General features: G+C 39.1%; 12 protein-coding genes, 13 tRNA genes and 1 pseudogene. 2 read left to right on the top strand and 24 right to left on the bottom strand.

The features are described from left to right. Positions 1–140: 140 nt before the first annotated feature. The 3 genes from trmL to queG all read right to left on the bottom strand — a co-directional run bounded on the left by trmL (position 141) and on the right by queG (position 2,936). Positions 141–629: a tRNA (uridine(34)/cytosine(34)/5-carboxymethylaminomethyluridine(34)-2'-O)-methyltransferase TrmL gene (gene trmL, locus JNUCC23_RS05490; RefSeq protein WP_403073954.1), complete on the bottom strand. Its 489-nt coding sequence runs from the start codon at positions 627–629 to the stop codon at positions 141–143. A 67-nt stretch (positions 630–696) separates the two neighbouring features. After that, entirely contained in the window at positions 697–1,554 is an 858-nt protein-coding gene (locus JNUCC23_RS05485; protein WP_454214705.1) for an amidase domain-containing protein, read from the bottom strand. 242 nt (positions 1,555–1,796) lie between these two features. Then, positions 1,797–2,936 (bottom strand): tRNA epoxyqueuosine(34) reductase QueG, encoded by a 1,140-nt coding sequence (gene queG / locus JNUCC23_RS05480; RefSeq protein ID WP_062182853.1) that lies wholly within the window; start codon positions 2,934–2,936, stop codon positions 1,797–1,799. Between the two features lie 99 nt (positions 2,937–3,035). Between queG and JNUCC23_RS05475 the strand changes: the two genes are divergently transcribed. Beyond that, the gene (locus JNUCC23_RS05475; protein WP_403072246.1) at positions 3,036–3,701 is read left to right on the top strand and encodes a B3/B4 domain-containing protein; all 666 of its coding nucleotides are present in this window, start codon (positions 3,036–3,038) and stop codon (positions 3,699–3,701) included. Positions 3,702–3,879: 178 nt separating this feature from the next. Here JNUCC23_RS05475 and JNUCC23_RS05470 read toward each other — a convergent pair whose 3' ends face one another. The 9 genes and pseudogenes from JNUCC23_RS05470 to JNUCC23_RS05430 form a co-directional block, all read right to left on the bottom strand. Then, entirely contained in the window at positions 3,880–4,845 is a 966-nt protein-coding gene (locus JNUCC23_RS05470; RefSeq protein ID WP_403072243.1) for a quinone oxidoreductase family protein, read from the bottom strand. A gap of 266 nt (positions 4,846–5,111) precedes the next feature. Then, positions 5,112–5,879: an HAAS domain-containing protein gene (locus tag JNUCC23_RS05465; RefSeq protein WP_454214702.1), complete on the bottom strand. Its 768-nt coding sequence runs from the start codon at positions 5,877–5,879 to the stop codon at positions 5,112–5,114. A gap of 7 nt (positions 5,880–5,886) precedes the next feature. After that, complete coding sequence (locus tag JNUCC23_RS05460; RefSeq protein WP_403072237.1) at positions 5,887–6,210, bottom strand: PadR family transcriptional regulator; 324 nt, start codon at positions 6,208–6,210, stop codon at positions 5,887–5,889. Positions 6,211–6,578: 368 nt separating this feature from the next. Continuing rightward, positions 6,579–6,652: transfer RNA gene (locus JNUCC23_RS05455), tRNA-Gly, on the bottom strand. Between the two features lie 154 nt (positions 6,653–6,806). Beyond that, positions 6,807–7,592, bottom strand: coding sequence for an HAD family hydrolase (locus JNUCC23_RS05450; protein ID WP_403072234.1), 786 nt, complete (start codon positions 7,590–7,592; stop codon positions 6,807–6,809). Positions 7,593–7,867: 275 nt separating this feature from the next. Next, positions 7,868–8,518 carry a 3-oxoacid CoA-transferase subunit B gene (locus JNUCC23_RS05445; RefSeq protein WP_454214699.1) on the bottom strand — a complete coding sequence of 217 codons (651 nt, stop codon included), beginning with the start codon at positions 8,516–8,518 and terminating at the stop codon, positions 7,868–7,870. Positions 8,519–8,533: 15 nt separating this feature from the next. Then, a complete protein-coding gene (locus JNUCC23_RS05440; RefSeq protein WP_062182869.1) occupies positions 8,534–9,229 on the bottom strand; it encodes a CoA transferase subunit A in 696 nt (231 codons plus the stop codon). Positions 9,230–9,256: 27 nt separating this feature from the next. Beyond that, a pseudogene (locus JNUCC23_RS05435) lies at positions 9,257–10,015 on the bottom strand (GntP family permease); the annotation flags it as partial. An 84-nt stretch (positions 10,016–10,099) separates the two neighbouring features. After that, positions 10,100–10,645, bottom strand: a complete 546-nt coding sequence (locus JNUCC23_RS05430) for a helix-turn-helix domain-containing protein (protein WP_454214697.1) — start codon at positions 10,643–10,645, stop codon at positions 10,100–10,102. Positions 10,646–10,796: 151 nt separating this feature from the next. On the opposite strand from JNUCC23_RS05430, the gene JNUCC23_RS05425 reads away from it, so the two are divergent. Beyond that, positions 10,797–12,158, top strand: a complete 1,362-nt coding sequence (locus tag JNUCC23_RS05425) for a D-serine ammonia-lyase (RefSeq protein ID WP_454214695.1) — start codon at positions 10,797–10,799, stop codon at positions 12,156–12,158. A 292-nt stretch (positions 12,159–12,450) separates the two neighbouring features. Here JNUCC23_RS05425 and JNUCC23_RS05420 read toward each other — a convergent pair. From JNUCC23_RS05420 to JNUCC23_RS05365, 12 genes are all read right to left on the bottom strand, one after another. Then, positions 12,451–12,532, bottom strand: a tRNA-Leu gene (locus JNUCC23_RS05420). 10 nt (positions 12,533–12,542) lie between these two features. After that, positions 12,543–12,616, bottom strand: a tRNA-Cys gene (locus tag JNUCC23_RS05415). 6 nt (positions 12,617–12,622) lie between these two features. Beyond that, a tRNA-Gly gene (locus JNUCC23_RS05410) sits at positions 12,623–12,697 on the bottom strand. A gap of 3 nt (positions 12,698–12,700) precedes the next feature. Then, positions 12,701–12,775, bottom strand: a tRNA-Gln gene (locus tag JNUCC23_RS05405). A gap of 43 nt (positions 12,776–12,818) precedes the next feature. Next, a tRNA-His gene (locus JNUCC23_RS05400) sits at positions 12,819–12,894 on the bottom strand. A 24-nt stretch (positions 12,895–12,918) separates the two neighbouring features. Beyond that, positions 12,919–12,992, bottom strand: a tRNA-Trp gene (locus JNUCC23_RS05395). 8 nt (positions 12,993–13,000) lie between these two features. Further along, a tRNA-Tyr gene (locus JNUCC23_RS05390) sits at positions 13,001–13,084 on the bottom strand. Between the two features lie 15 nt (positions 13,085–13,099). Beyond that, positions 13,100–13,172: transfer RNA gene (locus JNUCC23_RS05385), tRNA-Phe, on the bottom strand. A 45-nt stretch (positions 13,173–13,217) separates the two neighbouring features. Continuing rightward, positions 13,218–13,294 (bottom strand) — tRNA-Asp (locus tag JNUCC23_RS05380). A gap of 3 nt (positions 13,295–13,297) precedes the next feature. After that, positions 13,298–13,371: transfer RNA gene (locus JNUCC23_RS05375), tRNA-Met, on the bottom strand. A 22-nt stretch (positions 13,372–13,393) separates the two neighbouring features. Continuing rightward, a tRNA-Val gene (locus JNUCC23_RS05370) sits at positions 13,394–13,469 on the bottom strand. Positions 13,470–13,479: 10 nt separating this feature from the next. Continuing rightward, positions 13,480–13,554 (bottom strand) — tRNA-Glu (locus JNUCC23_RS05365). Positions 13,555–13,564 lie beyond the last annotated feature (10 nt).

Genomic DNA, 13,564 nt, shown 5'->3' with positions numbered 1-13,564 from the left:
GTCCGGTAAAAAAGCTTGCGAATTGCACCAAAGCTCTGTCTCTGATCCTCACGCATTACTACATACGCGAAGGGTTCTCGAGATGCGCTCGCACAACTTTCCCGCTCTTTTATCCTCCTTTTTGAACATGTACTTTTAAGTCAATCTTCTAGCTTCAAATCGAGCTCCCGGTAATTTTGCTGTCTTAACGCTTCATAAACGAGAATGGCAGCCGTGTTAGAAAGGTTCAATGAGCGAACATTTCCAGTCATCGGAATACGAAGACAGCGGTCTTTTTGCTGTTGGATTAAATCCTTAGGTAACCCGGTTGTCTCTCGGCCAAACAAGAAATAAATTTCACGCTCTTGATTGCTGTAATCAAAGCTAGTATGTGGTTTTTCTCCAAATTTGGACAGATAATAGAAATCGCCGCCCTCATTTTGTTCAAAAAACTCATCCAAAGAATCATAATATTGAATATCAACATGATGCCAATAATCTAGTCCGGCCCTTTTCAAAGCTTTATCGTCTGTGGAAAATCCAAGCGGACGAATTAAATGCAACTTCGTATCAGTTGCCGCGCAGGTTCTTGCGATATTTCCGGTATTCGCCGGAATTTCTGGTTGATATAAAACGACATGTATTGCCACGTTCTGTTCACCTCTAGTATAAACTTCAATCCATATTATATCACTAAATGTACCTTGTGCCTCATCATCAGCTTCCATCAAGGATTTTGTAAAACTTGTAAACAATATTGGGCGTATAGGCGCTTGAATCTTCATAAGTCCAATAACGATGTCGACTATTTGTGGTATGGGCATTCACAAGCGGCATTCCGTATTCATCCTTAGCCGTCACCATCAACGAATGATTAAATCGGCCGTCTCCTTCAAAATCAATGCAAATAATATCCCCCACATTTAATTGTTCAGCCGAACGAACTTGCTTTGTCCTAATTCCCTTTCCTCCTGCAAGTAGCTGCTGCAATGCATTCGCAACTGTCCAGCTAAAGCTCCAACTCTTTCCTGACATCCACCATCCCTTATTTCGATTCGGACTTCCCCACATCGGAATTCCTCCAGCATGAAGGCATTGTGAGATAAAACTTGAACAATCATCCGTAAACTTAGGATAAGCTGGATTGAAATCATTCCACCATCTTTCTGCATATTTTACGGCCTTCAAGCGATCGTACGTATAATCCATTCTTTCTACAACGACATCGATTTCGCGTTCTTCCCGATTCTGACCATATATTCTTTCATTTTCATAATCACTGACCACTCTTCCATCTTGAAACGTAACTCTCCTATCTTCTGTTTCTTCTTCAATGAAGAAAGTGTCTCCCTGTTTAATAAAATATTGAAGATGGAGCTGATAATCTAATTCGGTTTCATTCTGCTTCTCATGCCTAGATAGCACTTGGCCAGTTGCCTTAACATGGACAATTTCTGCTTCCCGTTGTTTAAATAAGTTTTGTTTACGTAAGAGTTTTCCTTCTACCTCTTCACGCGACTTTCCAATATATTGTTCAATCCGCTTCTGCACAATCGCTTTTAGCTGAAGTTTCAAACGAATCCCTCCTCTTAAAGTGAAACTTCCATCAGTTGGGATCTTAACCCGAAAAACGTGGTTTATACAGATGAATGAATGAATCAGGGATTTATCTACTATTTTACCTCTATAATTTCCCTGATGTTCTTACACATTTGAAATAGGAATAAACCCATATGATAAGATATATGTATAAAACTTCAGTAAAAACACAAAAAAAGGCTGACCCCCGCAATTCCTCACGAAAGGTCGAACCTCCATTACTCAGTTATCGTACTAAAACGAAGACCTTTATCAATTTCTGCTAGTACTTCTTCGTCCGTCTCTTTTTCACGTGCTTCTTTAAGCAAGGGTACCGTCTCATCCCCACCGATTTTACCAATTGCCCATGCAGCTGTCCCGCGTATGACAGGTCGTGGATCTTCTTTCATAACGGCTATCAAATCTGGCAGTGCAGTCTCATCTTTAAAATGAGCTAACGCTAAAATAGCATTTCGTTGAATCGGCTTTTTGCCTCGCCAAGATCCTGATGCGGAGCCATATTTCTCCTTAAACTCGCGGTTTGAAATTGTAAGGAGCGGCTTCAATAACGGCTTAGCCAACTCTGGATCAGGCTCCATTTCTTCATGAAAGTGAAAATCCATGCCTTTATTTTTCGGACAAACAGTCTGACATGTATCACAACCATACAACCGATTGCCGATTTTTGTCCGGAATTCATCTGGTAAAAATCCTTTTGTTTGCGTCAAAAATGCAATACAACGCTTCGCATTCAGCTGTCCTCCTTGAACGAGTGCACCTGTCGGACATACGTCCACACATTTATTACATGTGCCACATTGATCCTCAATCGGTTGATCTGGTGCAAAAGGGATGTTTGTAATCATATCCCCTAAATAAACATACGAACCAAATTCAGGAGTGATAATTGCACAGTTCTTTCCACTCCAACCAATCCCAGCACGCTCTGCAACGGCTCTGTCAACTAGTTCACCAGTATCAACCATTGATTTCGCCATGGCTCCTGGTACTTTTTCCTTAATAAAATCTTCAAGTAGTTGTAGTTTCTTACGTAGAACAACATGATAATCCTGTCCCCATGAAGCTCGGCAAAAAATCCCACGACGTTCACCTTTCTTACTCTGCGGTGCATTCTTCATTTTCGAAGGATAAGCAAGCGCAATCGAAATAATCGATCTCGGTTCATTGAAAATCAACGTTGGATCCACTCTTTTATTGATATCTGGCTCTTCAAAGCCCGATTGGTAATTTAATTCCTGCTGGCGAATAAGTAAATTCTTCATTTCCTGAAACGTTGAAGCCGTTGTAAAACCAATCTTATCTATGCCAATTTCCTTACTATATTGAATCACTTCTTGCTTAAATGCATCTATATCCACATCATTCACTCCTATCAACTAACTAAAAGGAGCATACTCCTTCTTAAACCCTTCTCATCTATGATAAACTATATCCAACCATTTTTGGAGGTGAAAGGTTTGGAAGTTCAGATTGACTCCATACTTCGTGATAAAATTCCTAATTTTAAAGCGGGTATTATTTTTTATAACAATATTGTAGTAGGTGACTCGCCGCAAATGGTCAAAGGCAGGCTCCAGCTATTTCAGGAATCGATCTTCTTTGATCTTCAAGACAAAGAATTAAGTGATCTTTCTGGAATTACAGAATGGCGTCAAACATTCAAAGCAACTGGAACAAACCCATCACGCTACCGACCGTCTGTTGAAGCCCTGTATCGCCGAATAAGCAAACAAAATTACATACAGCCTATCCATTCCGCCATCGACTTAAACAATTTCTTTTCTCTACAATACGAGGTGCCAATTGGTATATATACCCTCGACCAAATAGAGGGAGATGTCACGCTAAAAATTGGCGCAGAAACCGATCAATACGATGGGTTAAATGGTCGCAGGAATTCCATGAAAGATATGATTACATCAGCCGACAAAAATGGACCTTTCGGCAGTCCTTTCGTTGATTCAGAGCGTACCAAGGTAACGGAAACAACGACTTCTGCCCTACAAATCATTTATCTAAAGCCCTCCACTTCACTAGATGAGGCAGATAAGCTGACACAATCATTAATGAAGATGTTTCTACAAGTTCATGGCGGTGAAGGGGTTTATACAATCGTTAAATAGACCCTCTTCCTTACAGTTAGAGTAATTTTGAAGACTCTAAACACCGTCCAAATCATCGGACGGTGTTTTTGTACTGAGGTATTTAAAAAAGCTGATGCTGCAATCCCATAACTAAATCATACAAAAGGCGCGATTACTCATAAAGAAAGTTTTTAGGATCAATAAACTCTCATGATTTTTATGGAATCAATAAGATTTTCCCTGTGCTTTTTCGGCTTTCCAGTAATTTATGTGCTTTTGCGCCATCCTTTAAAGCGAATGTAGTCGGTTCTTTCAGTACTAGTTTTCCATCGATAATCCAGTTAAATAATTGTCCTGAGCGTGTATTCCTTTCTTCATAAGAAGTTAGAACATTCCAAAGGTCTCCACCAGTTAGGGTTTTTGAAGTATCCATCAGCATACGTGGATCAACTGGAGCAGGATCGCCACCTGCCATGCCATAAAACACAATCGTACCACCGATTTTTGTTGCTTCAAAACTGTCTCCTAAAGTCGAACCCACGGACTCATAAACGACGTCCACTCCTCGACCATTTGTCACTTCTTTTACTTTTTCATACCATTTTTCATCATATAGGAATACATGATCCGCCCCAGCTAAATACGCTGCCTCCGCCTTTATTGTTGAAGAGGTTAATCCAATAACCTGCCCGCCAAGCAGTTTAGCGATCTGAACAAGTAGTTGTCCGACACCTCCTGCTGCCGCGTGAACAAGAACAGAGTTTCCTGCTTTGACTTCAAAACTATCCTTTGTTAAATAATGAGCCGTTAACCCTTGAAGTAAAACACTTGATGCCGTTTCAAAAGAAATAGCATCTGGTAACAAAATGGCTTTTTCAACAGGAACAGCAACCAATTCTGCATTGGCAAACGGCACATCCGCAAATGCAATTCGGTCACCAACTTTAATATCGGTAATCCCCACACCTACCTCTTCGACAATACCAGAACCTTCATAGCCTAAAATATAGGGTGGCAGACCTGCTAAATGATAATTCCCCTTCCTTCTGTAAACATCAGCGAAGTTCAATCCTATCGCCTTCATTCGCACCAATATTTCCCCTTTCTTAATGGATGGGTCTGATATCTCTTTATAGTGTAATACCTCTGGACCACCAAACGACTCAAAGATTAATGCTTTCATTTTACTACCCCGTTTCTGCTAATATGAACGGCTACATATGCATGTACCGTTTAGAATTGATGGAACTGACGAAATTTTAGAGCTTACAAATAAGAAGTTAAGTTACTATACACCATTCATTCTCATCCAATCGATCCAGTTTCTATTCCTTCGAAGGATTGAGATTTGAACAAACCATTACAAGTTACACATCAAACTATAAATCCTATTGAAAAGAACTAATATAATCCCAGTCTATAGTTGGTACTGACTATGGAGGACAACCATTAGACTTTTACCCTATATCTTTCTGTTATGACAAGACTTAAAATCATTAAAACAAAGATAAGAATAATGGATACAAAACCAATAATGAGAATCGTTTCATCCGTTAAATTTGAAAAACGGTAAAGGAAATCTGGGATGAATAATATCGCTGGTATCCAAATAGGAAACCATACTTTGCTCCAGATAGCGCAAGAAACAAAAATACAAGTGCAGATGACCACGACGATCCAGTTGATTGTCGTGCTCCCTTTGTAGAAAGGTTCGACAATAAGTCCACTTCCCACCAATAGAATGATAAAAAGTGCAGTCACACTTGAACTTGCAATAATTCCTACAAGGAAAAACTTTTTGTTTGAGAATTGCTTTTTCCCTGACTGTTGTAAAAAGAACACGTAAACAAGAAGTCCGATCACGGCGAAAATGGGAAACCCAATAACTTGAACCATATTTAGTTCAAATTCTCCTTTAATGGCAGGCCCCATTATTAAGTAAGCAATGACTCCTGTAAAATAGAACGGCAGATTTTTTATAAGACTTTTATAATCAGTTTTCATTTCTCTTTTTAATGAAACCATATATTGTTCTGGGGTACCATCAATGATTTCATCGATAATTCTTCCGTTTTTTTGTGTTTCAATGAGATGACCCCTTAATTCCTCTATCAATTCTTTTATCTCACTTTCATTTTTTCCTGAAGTCATAAGATAAAGTCTTAGATTATCAATAAAGGTTTCACTTTTAGCTGATAACATATTTCTTGCCTCCATTCCTTACTCACCTTCCTTTTAATAATTCATTCACTGGATCAGATATTTGTTTCCACTCCTCAATAATGGTGGATAAAGCTTCCTGTCCAGCAGAAGTTAAAAAATAATATTTTCGATTAGGTCCAAAATCAGATGGTCTCATCTCTCCTCTAATTAATCCATTCTTTTGAAGTCTTAGTAAAACAGGATAAATCGTCCCTTCACTTACATCCTTTAACCCAATATTTTGCAGTTTTTGTGAAAGTTCATACCCATAAGCAGTCTCTTTCTCGATCACTGCCAATACACATCCATCTAAAATCCCTTTTAATAATTGACTTCTTATCGACATATACACCATCCTTCAATATCTATTTGGTTAAACAAGATAGTGATCAGAAAAAAACTACGCCAATTACGTTTAATTGTTTGGAAAATCACTAATTGATTAAGCAAGATAGCTTGCTAAAAAAGTAACTACTTGATTATGCAAAGTAGTTGTTTAAAATTTACACTTTTTTTATATTCTTGTCAATGGATGTACGTCATGCTTTTGCACACGATATAAATTAGCAAGGTTGTATTATCTATTTGGAAAAGGTCAAATAACTTCCACTCAAAAAGGACCTAACCTCATAATGCGATCAAATCCTTGGTAAACATAAAAAAACGCAATGCCTCGTTCTCTATGTAACGAAACACTGCGTTAGTAGCTATGTATGGAGCGGGTGAAGAGAATCGAACTCTCATCATCAGCTTGGAAGGCTGAGGTTTTACCACTAAACTACACCCGCATGTAATTTGTCGAAATTTGCGTTTCCTTATCGATAAAATTAATTATATATTTCTTTCATGATTTTTGCAACTCTTTTTTCAAAAAATTCTACGGGGCTTTCGTGAAATTGAAAAAGTCCCCCATAGGAGAACTTTTTCATGCAATTGATTCTTTTATTTCAAAGACTGCAAAATGGGATACAACTCTTCTAAATGTGTAATCTCATAAGTTGGAATAACCTCATTTCGTTCTTTCTCATGACGATTAATCCAAACGGACTGAATGCCTAAGCGGGATGCTCCGAGGATGTCTGTCATTAAATTATCGCCAACCATTAAGACTTCATCCTTACTCACATCCATCCGTTCTAATGCATGTTCGAAAATGGATACGTCAGGCTTCCCTTTTCCGAATCCTCCCGAAATAACAATATGGTCAAAATATGGAGCAAGCTCAGGTGTAATAGCTAGTTTCGTATTTTGTAATTCTGGTGAACCATTTGTCAGCAATAATAAACGATATTTATCATGTAGCTCATCCAATACCTGGAACGTTTCGTCATAAAGAAAAGGCCGCTTTTTCCGCTCTTTGGGGAAGCGTTCCGCTAATTCAGCACCAAATTCTTCATCATTGATCCCAAGCGACTTTAAGCCCCTAGTCCAAGAATCTCGGCGGTAAGCAGGTGCAAACTCCTTCATCTTGCCAAATTCGATCCCCTCATCACCGAAATCTCCCCACAATCCTTCAAACGGGTTAATGCCAATCATTTGTGTAAAAGAATAGGTCTCATACGATGCGTAAAGCTTCCTCGCTTCTTCTCGCACTGCTTCCTCTAATTGCAAAGCATCTACTTCATACTTCTCTACAGCAAACTCGCAAGTAGCTTTAAACGCTTCACTTATACTTTTTTGGTCCCATAAAAGGGTATCATCCAAATCAAAAAAGATCGCTTTAATCAACTTCAACAGCTCCTAGTTCAAATTATGTATAACTCTATCATATACACCTTTGGCTAGGATGAAAAGAGAAAAAAGAGTCCTAATATGAATGACTAGTTTCATTCTTTTTTACGAAATTTATGTATGAGACAAGTTTTTCTTAAACAATATTATCAGTTTGTATTGGGTATTCAAAAACTTATCGGAAAGTTCGGTAATATTTTCTAACAAAAATCCAAAAGAGAGAAAAGCCTTCGCTTCTCCCTCTTTTGCTATCATGAAGCTAAAACTCCAGATTAATTATTTACCGAAAGAGTTTCACTCACCACAAAATCCGCTTCCGTTTTCGCTTTTACTTCATCAAGGGTAACCCCTTTTTGTAGCTCCACCAATTCCATTCCTGATTCCGAGAAATGGAACACCGCTAAGTCCGTGATCAAGCAATGAACGACGCCTTGACCGGTTAGTGGCAATGTACAAGCCTTCTTAACTTTAGATTTTCCATGCTTATTCACATGGTCCATAATCACGACTATTCGTTTAGCACCCTGCACTAAGTCCATTGCGCCACCCATTCCTTTTACCATTTTCCCTGGGATCATCCAGTTTGCCAAGTCGCCATTCTCGGCAACTTCCATCCCGCCAAGAATAGCAAGATCAATATGACCACCGCGAATCATCGAAAACGATTCTGCGCTGTCGAAATAGGAAGCACCTGCTTTTGCTGTGACCGTTTCTTTTCCGGCATTAATTAAATCTGGGTCCACTTCGATATCTTTCGGATAAGCACCAATTCCCAGTAAGCCATTTTCTGATTGCAACATGACATCGACATCTTCCGGAATCATATTAGCTATTAAGGTTGGCATCCCGATTCCTAAATTCACACACATTCCATCTCGTAATTCTTTAACTGCACGTTCAAGAATACGTTTTCTTCCAGTCATAACAACCCCTCCCCTTTATGCATTAGCTGTTGTAAGCCTTTCAATTCGTTTCTCATAATTCTCACCAACGAAAACTTTTTGAACGTACACGCCAGACGTATGAACTTCATCCGGATTCAGTTCACCGATTCCAACTATTTCTTCAACCTCTGCGATTGTCACTTTCCCAGCTGTGGCGACTACGGGATTAAAGTTTCTAGCCGTTTTCCGATAAACAAGATTGCCAAATGGATCTGCTTTCCACGCCTTCACAAACGCGAAATCGCCAACAATTCCTTTTTCCATAATATATGTTTTGCCATCAAACTCTTTATGCTCTTTCCCTTTAGCGACCTCTGTCCCTACCCCAGTAGCTGTATAAAAAGCGGGAATTCCTGCTCCTCCTGCTCGTAGGCGTTCAGCAAGTGTACCTTGAGGAACAAGTTCTACCTCAAGTTCGCCGCTTAAAAATTGTTGTTCAAACAATTTATTTTCGCCTACATAAGAAGCGACCATTTTTTTTATTTGTTTATTTTCCAAAAGCAAACCTAGTCCCCAGTCGTCGACACCACAATTATTGCTGACTATTGTTAAATCTTTTACTCCCTTATCTCGTAAACTCGTAATTAATTTTTCTGGAATTCCACATAAGCCAAAGCCACCAACAACGATTGTCGCGCCATCCTCAATTTGTTGAATGACTTCGTCTAATGATGATAGAACTTTCCCCATTTTCCCATCCCCATTCTTTCGTATTCTTTAGCTAAATAATGATACTGAAAATGCAAGAATAAATGCGGCCGCTGTTTTCAAAATCGTAATGACAAAAATATCTTGATAAGATTGACGATATGTTAGCCCTGTGATGGCAAGTAGTGTGATAACTGCGCCATTATGTGGAAGTGTATCCATTCCACCGGAAGCCATGGAAGCAATCCTGTGTAGCATCTCAGGCGAAATGCCAAGATTTTGTGCCAATTGCAAATAGTGACTTCCCATTACTTCCAAAGCGATGGACAATCCGCCAGAAGCAGAACCGGTAATACCTGCAAGAACGTTTACAGCAATCGCTTCAGAGACGAGTGGGTTGCTACTAGCATTGAAAACTGAGTCTTGAATTACTTTAAAGCTAGGTAATGTTTTGACTACATTCCCAAACCCAACTTCAGATGCTGTGTTAAAAATAGCTAGCAATGACCCCATTGCAGCAGCTGTTAATCCGCTTGCCAGCTTTACTTTAATCCGTTTAACATTTAAAAGCATCGCTGCCAGTACCCCAATTGTTAAAGCAATAATCAATGACCAAGAAGAAGTAACTGTACTAACATTAGCTATATTAATTGTGGCCGCTAATACGGTTTGATCGTACCAGTTCTTAACGGAAATTCCGCTACGGCTAAACAAATAATTGAATAAGATTACAAGTACGAGTGGTACAATCGCCAGCCAAAAATTAGGAAGTGAAGCCCTTTCCGTACTTTCTGGTTCATTAATATGGCCGGTTCCATACCCCCTTCCCCTTCGATTCAAATTAAAACCCATCCCTCAAAAAAACTTCAGCCTTTCAAGATAACTATGATTCTCTAGAATAACCTATTCTCATTAAAACGCAGGCGGGGTAACTGAAAATAATACAATTGCCTTTTGACTAAAATTATTTTCCCATTTATGTTTCAAATTTGCTGGTATTTTCACGCTATCACCAGCTTCTAATAGATATTCTTCTTCACCCAAATACACCTTAATTTTTCCTTCCAAAATAAATGCTACTTCTTCTCCTTTATGTTCTAGAAGATTTTCGGATGAAGAAGTATTCGAAGGTACATTCATAATCGCTGTTGTTAAATTCCCCGTAAAATCCGGCGATAATAACTCATAAGACAAATTATCAACGATCATTTTCTTACGCTTACTGGACCTAACGATTAAATCCTCCGTAATTGTTTCTTCAAGTAAAAAACTAAAAGTTGGAACATTTAGGGTTTTAGCTAAGACCTTTAAGGTTTGAATAGAAGGATTTGCCAATCCACGTTCAATTTGGCTTAGCATTGAAGGTGTAATATCAGCTAATTTTGCTAACTCTCTACTACTCAATCCTTTAGCTTTTCTATATTTTTCAACTTTCTTACCAATATCTATATTTTCCATAATCGATACTCCTTCATAATATGTTAAATTTAATTTAAATAAAGTTAATATTAATTAACATATAGTTAAGTGTGTGTTAAACTGTATTTAAGTTTATTTAATTATAATTCATAAAATAACTTGCTACAAGATAATTAGGAGGATCATACAAATGAAAGAGATTGAAATCCAGGAATTACAAACATGGAAAGACCAATATCCTTTACTAAATAAGCTCATTTCGATGGATGAAGTATTTTGGCTCAATCCAAACGTCGAAAAATTTCAATCGGGAATTAAAAAATCCCCCCTTACTCAAGAAGATGTAAGAGATGCAGAAGAAAGGTTGAAACGTTTTGCCCCATATATCGCCAAGGTTTTCCCTGAAACAAAAGAATCGAATGGTATCATAGAATCTCCTTTAGTAAGAATTCCTTCGATGAAGCAATCCTTAGAACAGGAGTATCAACAGCCTATATTAGGCGAATTATTATTAAAATGTGATAGTCACCTTCCTATATCAGGATCTATTAAAGCAAGAGGCGGGATTTATGAAATTCTCAAACATGCAGAAGAACTAGCTTTTCAACATCAATTGTTAACGATTCAAGATGATTATTCGCTTTTAGATAGTGATAGGTTTCGAACTTTCTTCTCACAATATTCAATCGCAGTAGGCTCTACTGGAAATTTAGGACTTAGTATTGGCATCATCAGTGCAAAGTTAGGTTTTAATGTTTCTGTTCATATGTCAGCTGATGCAAAACAGTGGAAAAAAGACTTGCTTAGAAGCAAAAATGTCAAAGTTATTGAATATGAAGCTGATTATAGTAAAGCTGTAGAGGAAGGTCGAATCCAAGCAGATAGTGATCCAACATGTTATTTTGTGGATGATGAAAATTCTCACGACCTATTTTTAGGATATGCAGTAGCTGCATCTCGATTGAAGAAACAATTAGAAGAGCTAGAGATAACAATTGATGAAAATCATCCTTTGTTTGTTTACCTTCCATGTGGAGTAGGTGGCGGCCCTGGTGGCGTAGCTTTTGGATTGAAATTATTGTATCAAGACCATGTTCACTGCTTCTTTGCAGAACCTACCCACTCACCATGCATGTTACTCGGTTTAATGACTGGACTTCATGATAAAGTTTCTGTACAAGATCTTGGTATCGATAATGTAACAGACGCGGATGGACTTGCTGTAGGAAAGCCATCTGGGTTTGTCGGTAAAACTATTGAGCCTTTTTTAAGTGGTAATTATACGGTTAGTGATGAACAGTTGTATAAGTTGCTAAAAGAATTAGTCGATACAGAGGGGCTTCATTTAGAACCTTCTGCACTAGCAGGCATGATAGGACCAAGTAAATTATGTACAGAGGGCATCGATTATTTACAGAAGCATAGTTTAACAGAAAAGATGAGTAAGGGTACACATATTATTTGGGGGACTGGTGGTAGCATGGTTCCTGAAGAAATGAAGAATCAATATTATCAAAAAGGGTTAAAGTTAGCGTTAGATAAACAGAAGTAATTTAACACGGGGTAATTTAACCCTGTGTTAAATTACCTTTCTTATTAAACTAACCTCCAATAGAATAAGTCCCCACACACAAACTCTTCTAAATTTTAATTTAGATATTAAAATTTCTTTGAGGGTATTGTTCCACAATCTGGTCCGTTTGCGTAATAAGAAAAAATCCTACATTATCAAAGGTTTCCTGTATTAAGACACTATTTTTGCTATTTATGAAGAATCGAAAAAGAGTTCCCACAAAATGTGAGAACTCTTTTTTGAGTGTATTTTCTTTAACTCGACCATTTGATACCGGTGGCCGGGGTCGAACCGGCACTCCTTACGGAACACGATTTTGAGTCGTGCGCGTCTGCCTATTCCGCCACACCGGCAAAAACTTTATGGAGGCGGCAACCGGAATTGAACCGGTGATAAAGGTTTTGCAGACCTCTGCCTTACCGCTTGGCTATGCCGCCATCTTTTGGAGCGGAAGACGGGATTCGAACCCGCGACCCCAACCTTGGCAAGGTTGTATTCTACCACTGAACTACTTCCGCATATGGCTGGGCTAGAAGGATTCGAACCTTCGCATGACGGAATCAAAATCCGTTGCCTTACCGCTTGGCTATAGCCCATTGTTACATATATATTCAATAATCAATTCATTATGTTTAAAAATGGGGCGACTGATGGGAATCGAACCCACGAATGCCTGAACCACAATCAGGTGCGTTAACCACTTCGCCACAACCGCCATGATGTAGATGAATTTTTAAGTTGGCAGGGGTAGTAGGAATTGAACCCACACCGAAGGTTTTGGAGACCTTTGTTCTACCTTTAAACTATACCCCTATAATTAATGGTGGAGGGGGGCAGATTCGAACTGCCGAACCCGAAGGAGCGGATTTACAGTCCGCCGCGTTTAGCCACTTCGCTACCCCTCCATATTAAGTTACTGATGGCTCAGGACGGAATCGAACCGCCGACACAAGGATTTTCAGTCCTTTGCTCTACCGACTGAGCTACTGAGCCGGTTAATTTATATTAACAACAAGCTTGTTTAACTACTAAATAAAATGGCGGTCCGGACGGGACTCGAACCCGCGACCTCCTGCGTGACAGGCAGGCATTCTAACCAACTGAACTACCGGACCAGATTGCGGGGACAGGATTTGAACCTGCGACCTTCGGGTTATGAGCCCGACGAGCTACCGAACTGCTCCACCCCGCGATAATAAAAATGATGAAAATAATGGTGGAGGATGACGGGATCGAACCGCCGACCCTCTGCTTGTAAGGCAGATGCTCTCCCAGCTGAGCTAATCCTCCGTTATTTATATGGTGACCCCTACGGGATTCGAACCCGTGTTACCGCCGTGAAAGGGCGGTGTCTTAACCGCTTGACCAAGGGGCCACATTATTTA

The organism is Peribacillus sp. JNUCC 23 (genome assembly GCF_053653995.1).
The sequence above is the reverse complement of the archived record's forward strand: the minus strand, read 5'-3'. Positions and strand labels throughout refer to the sequence as shown.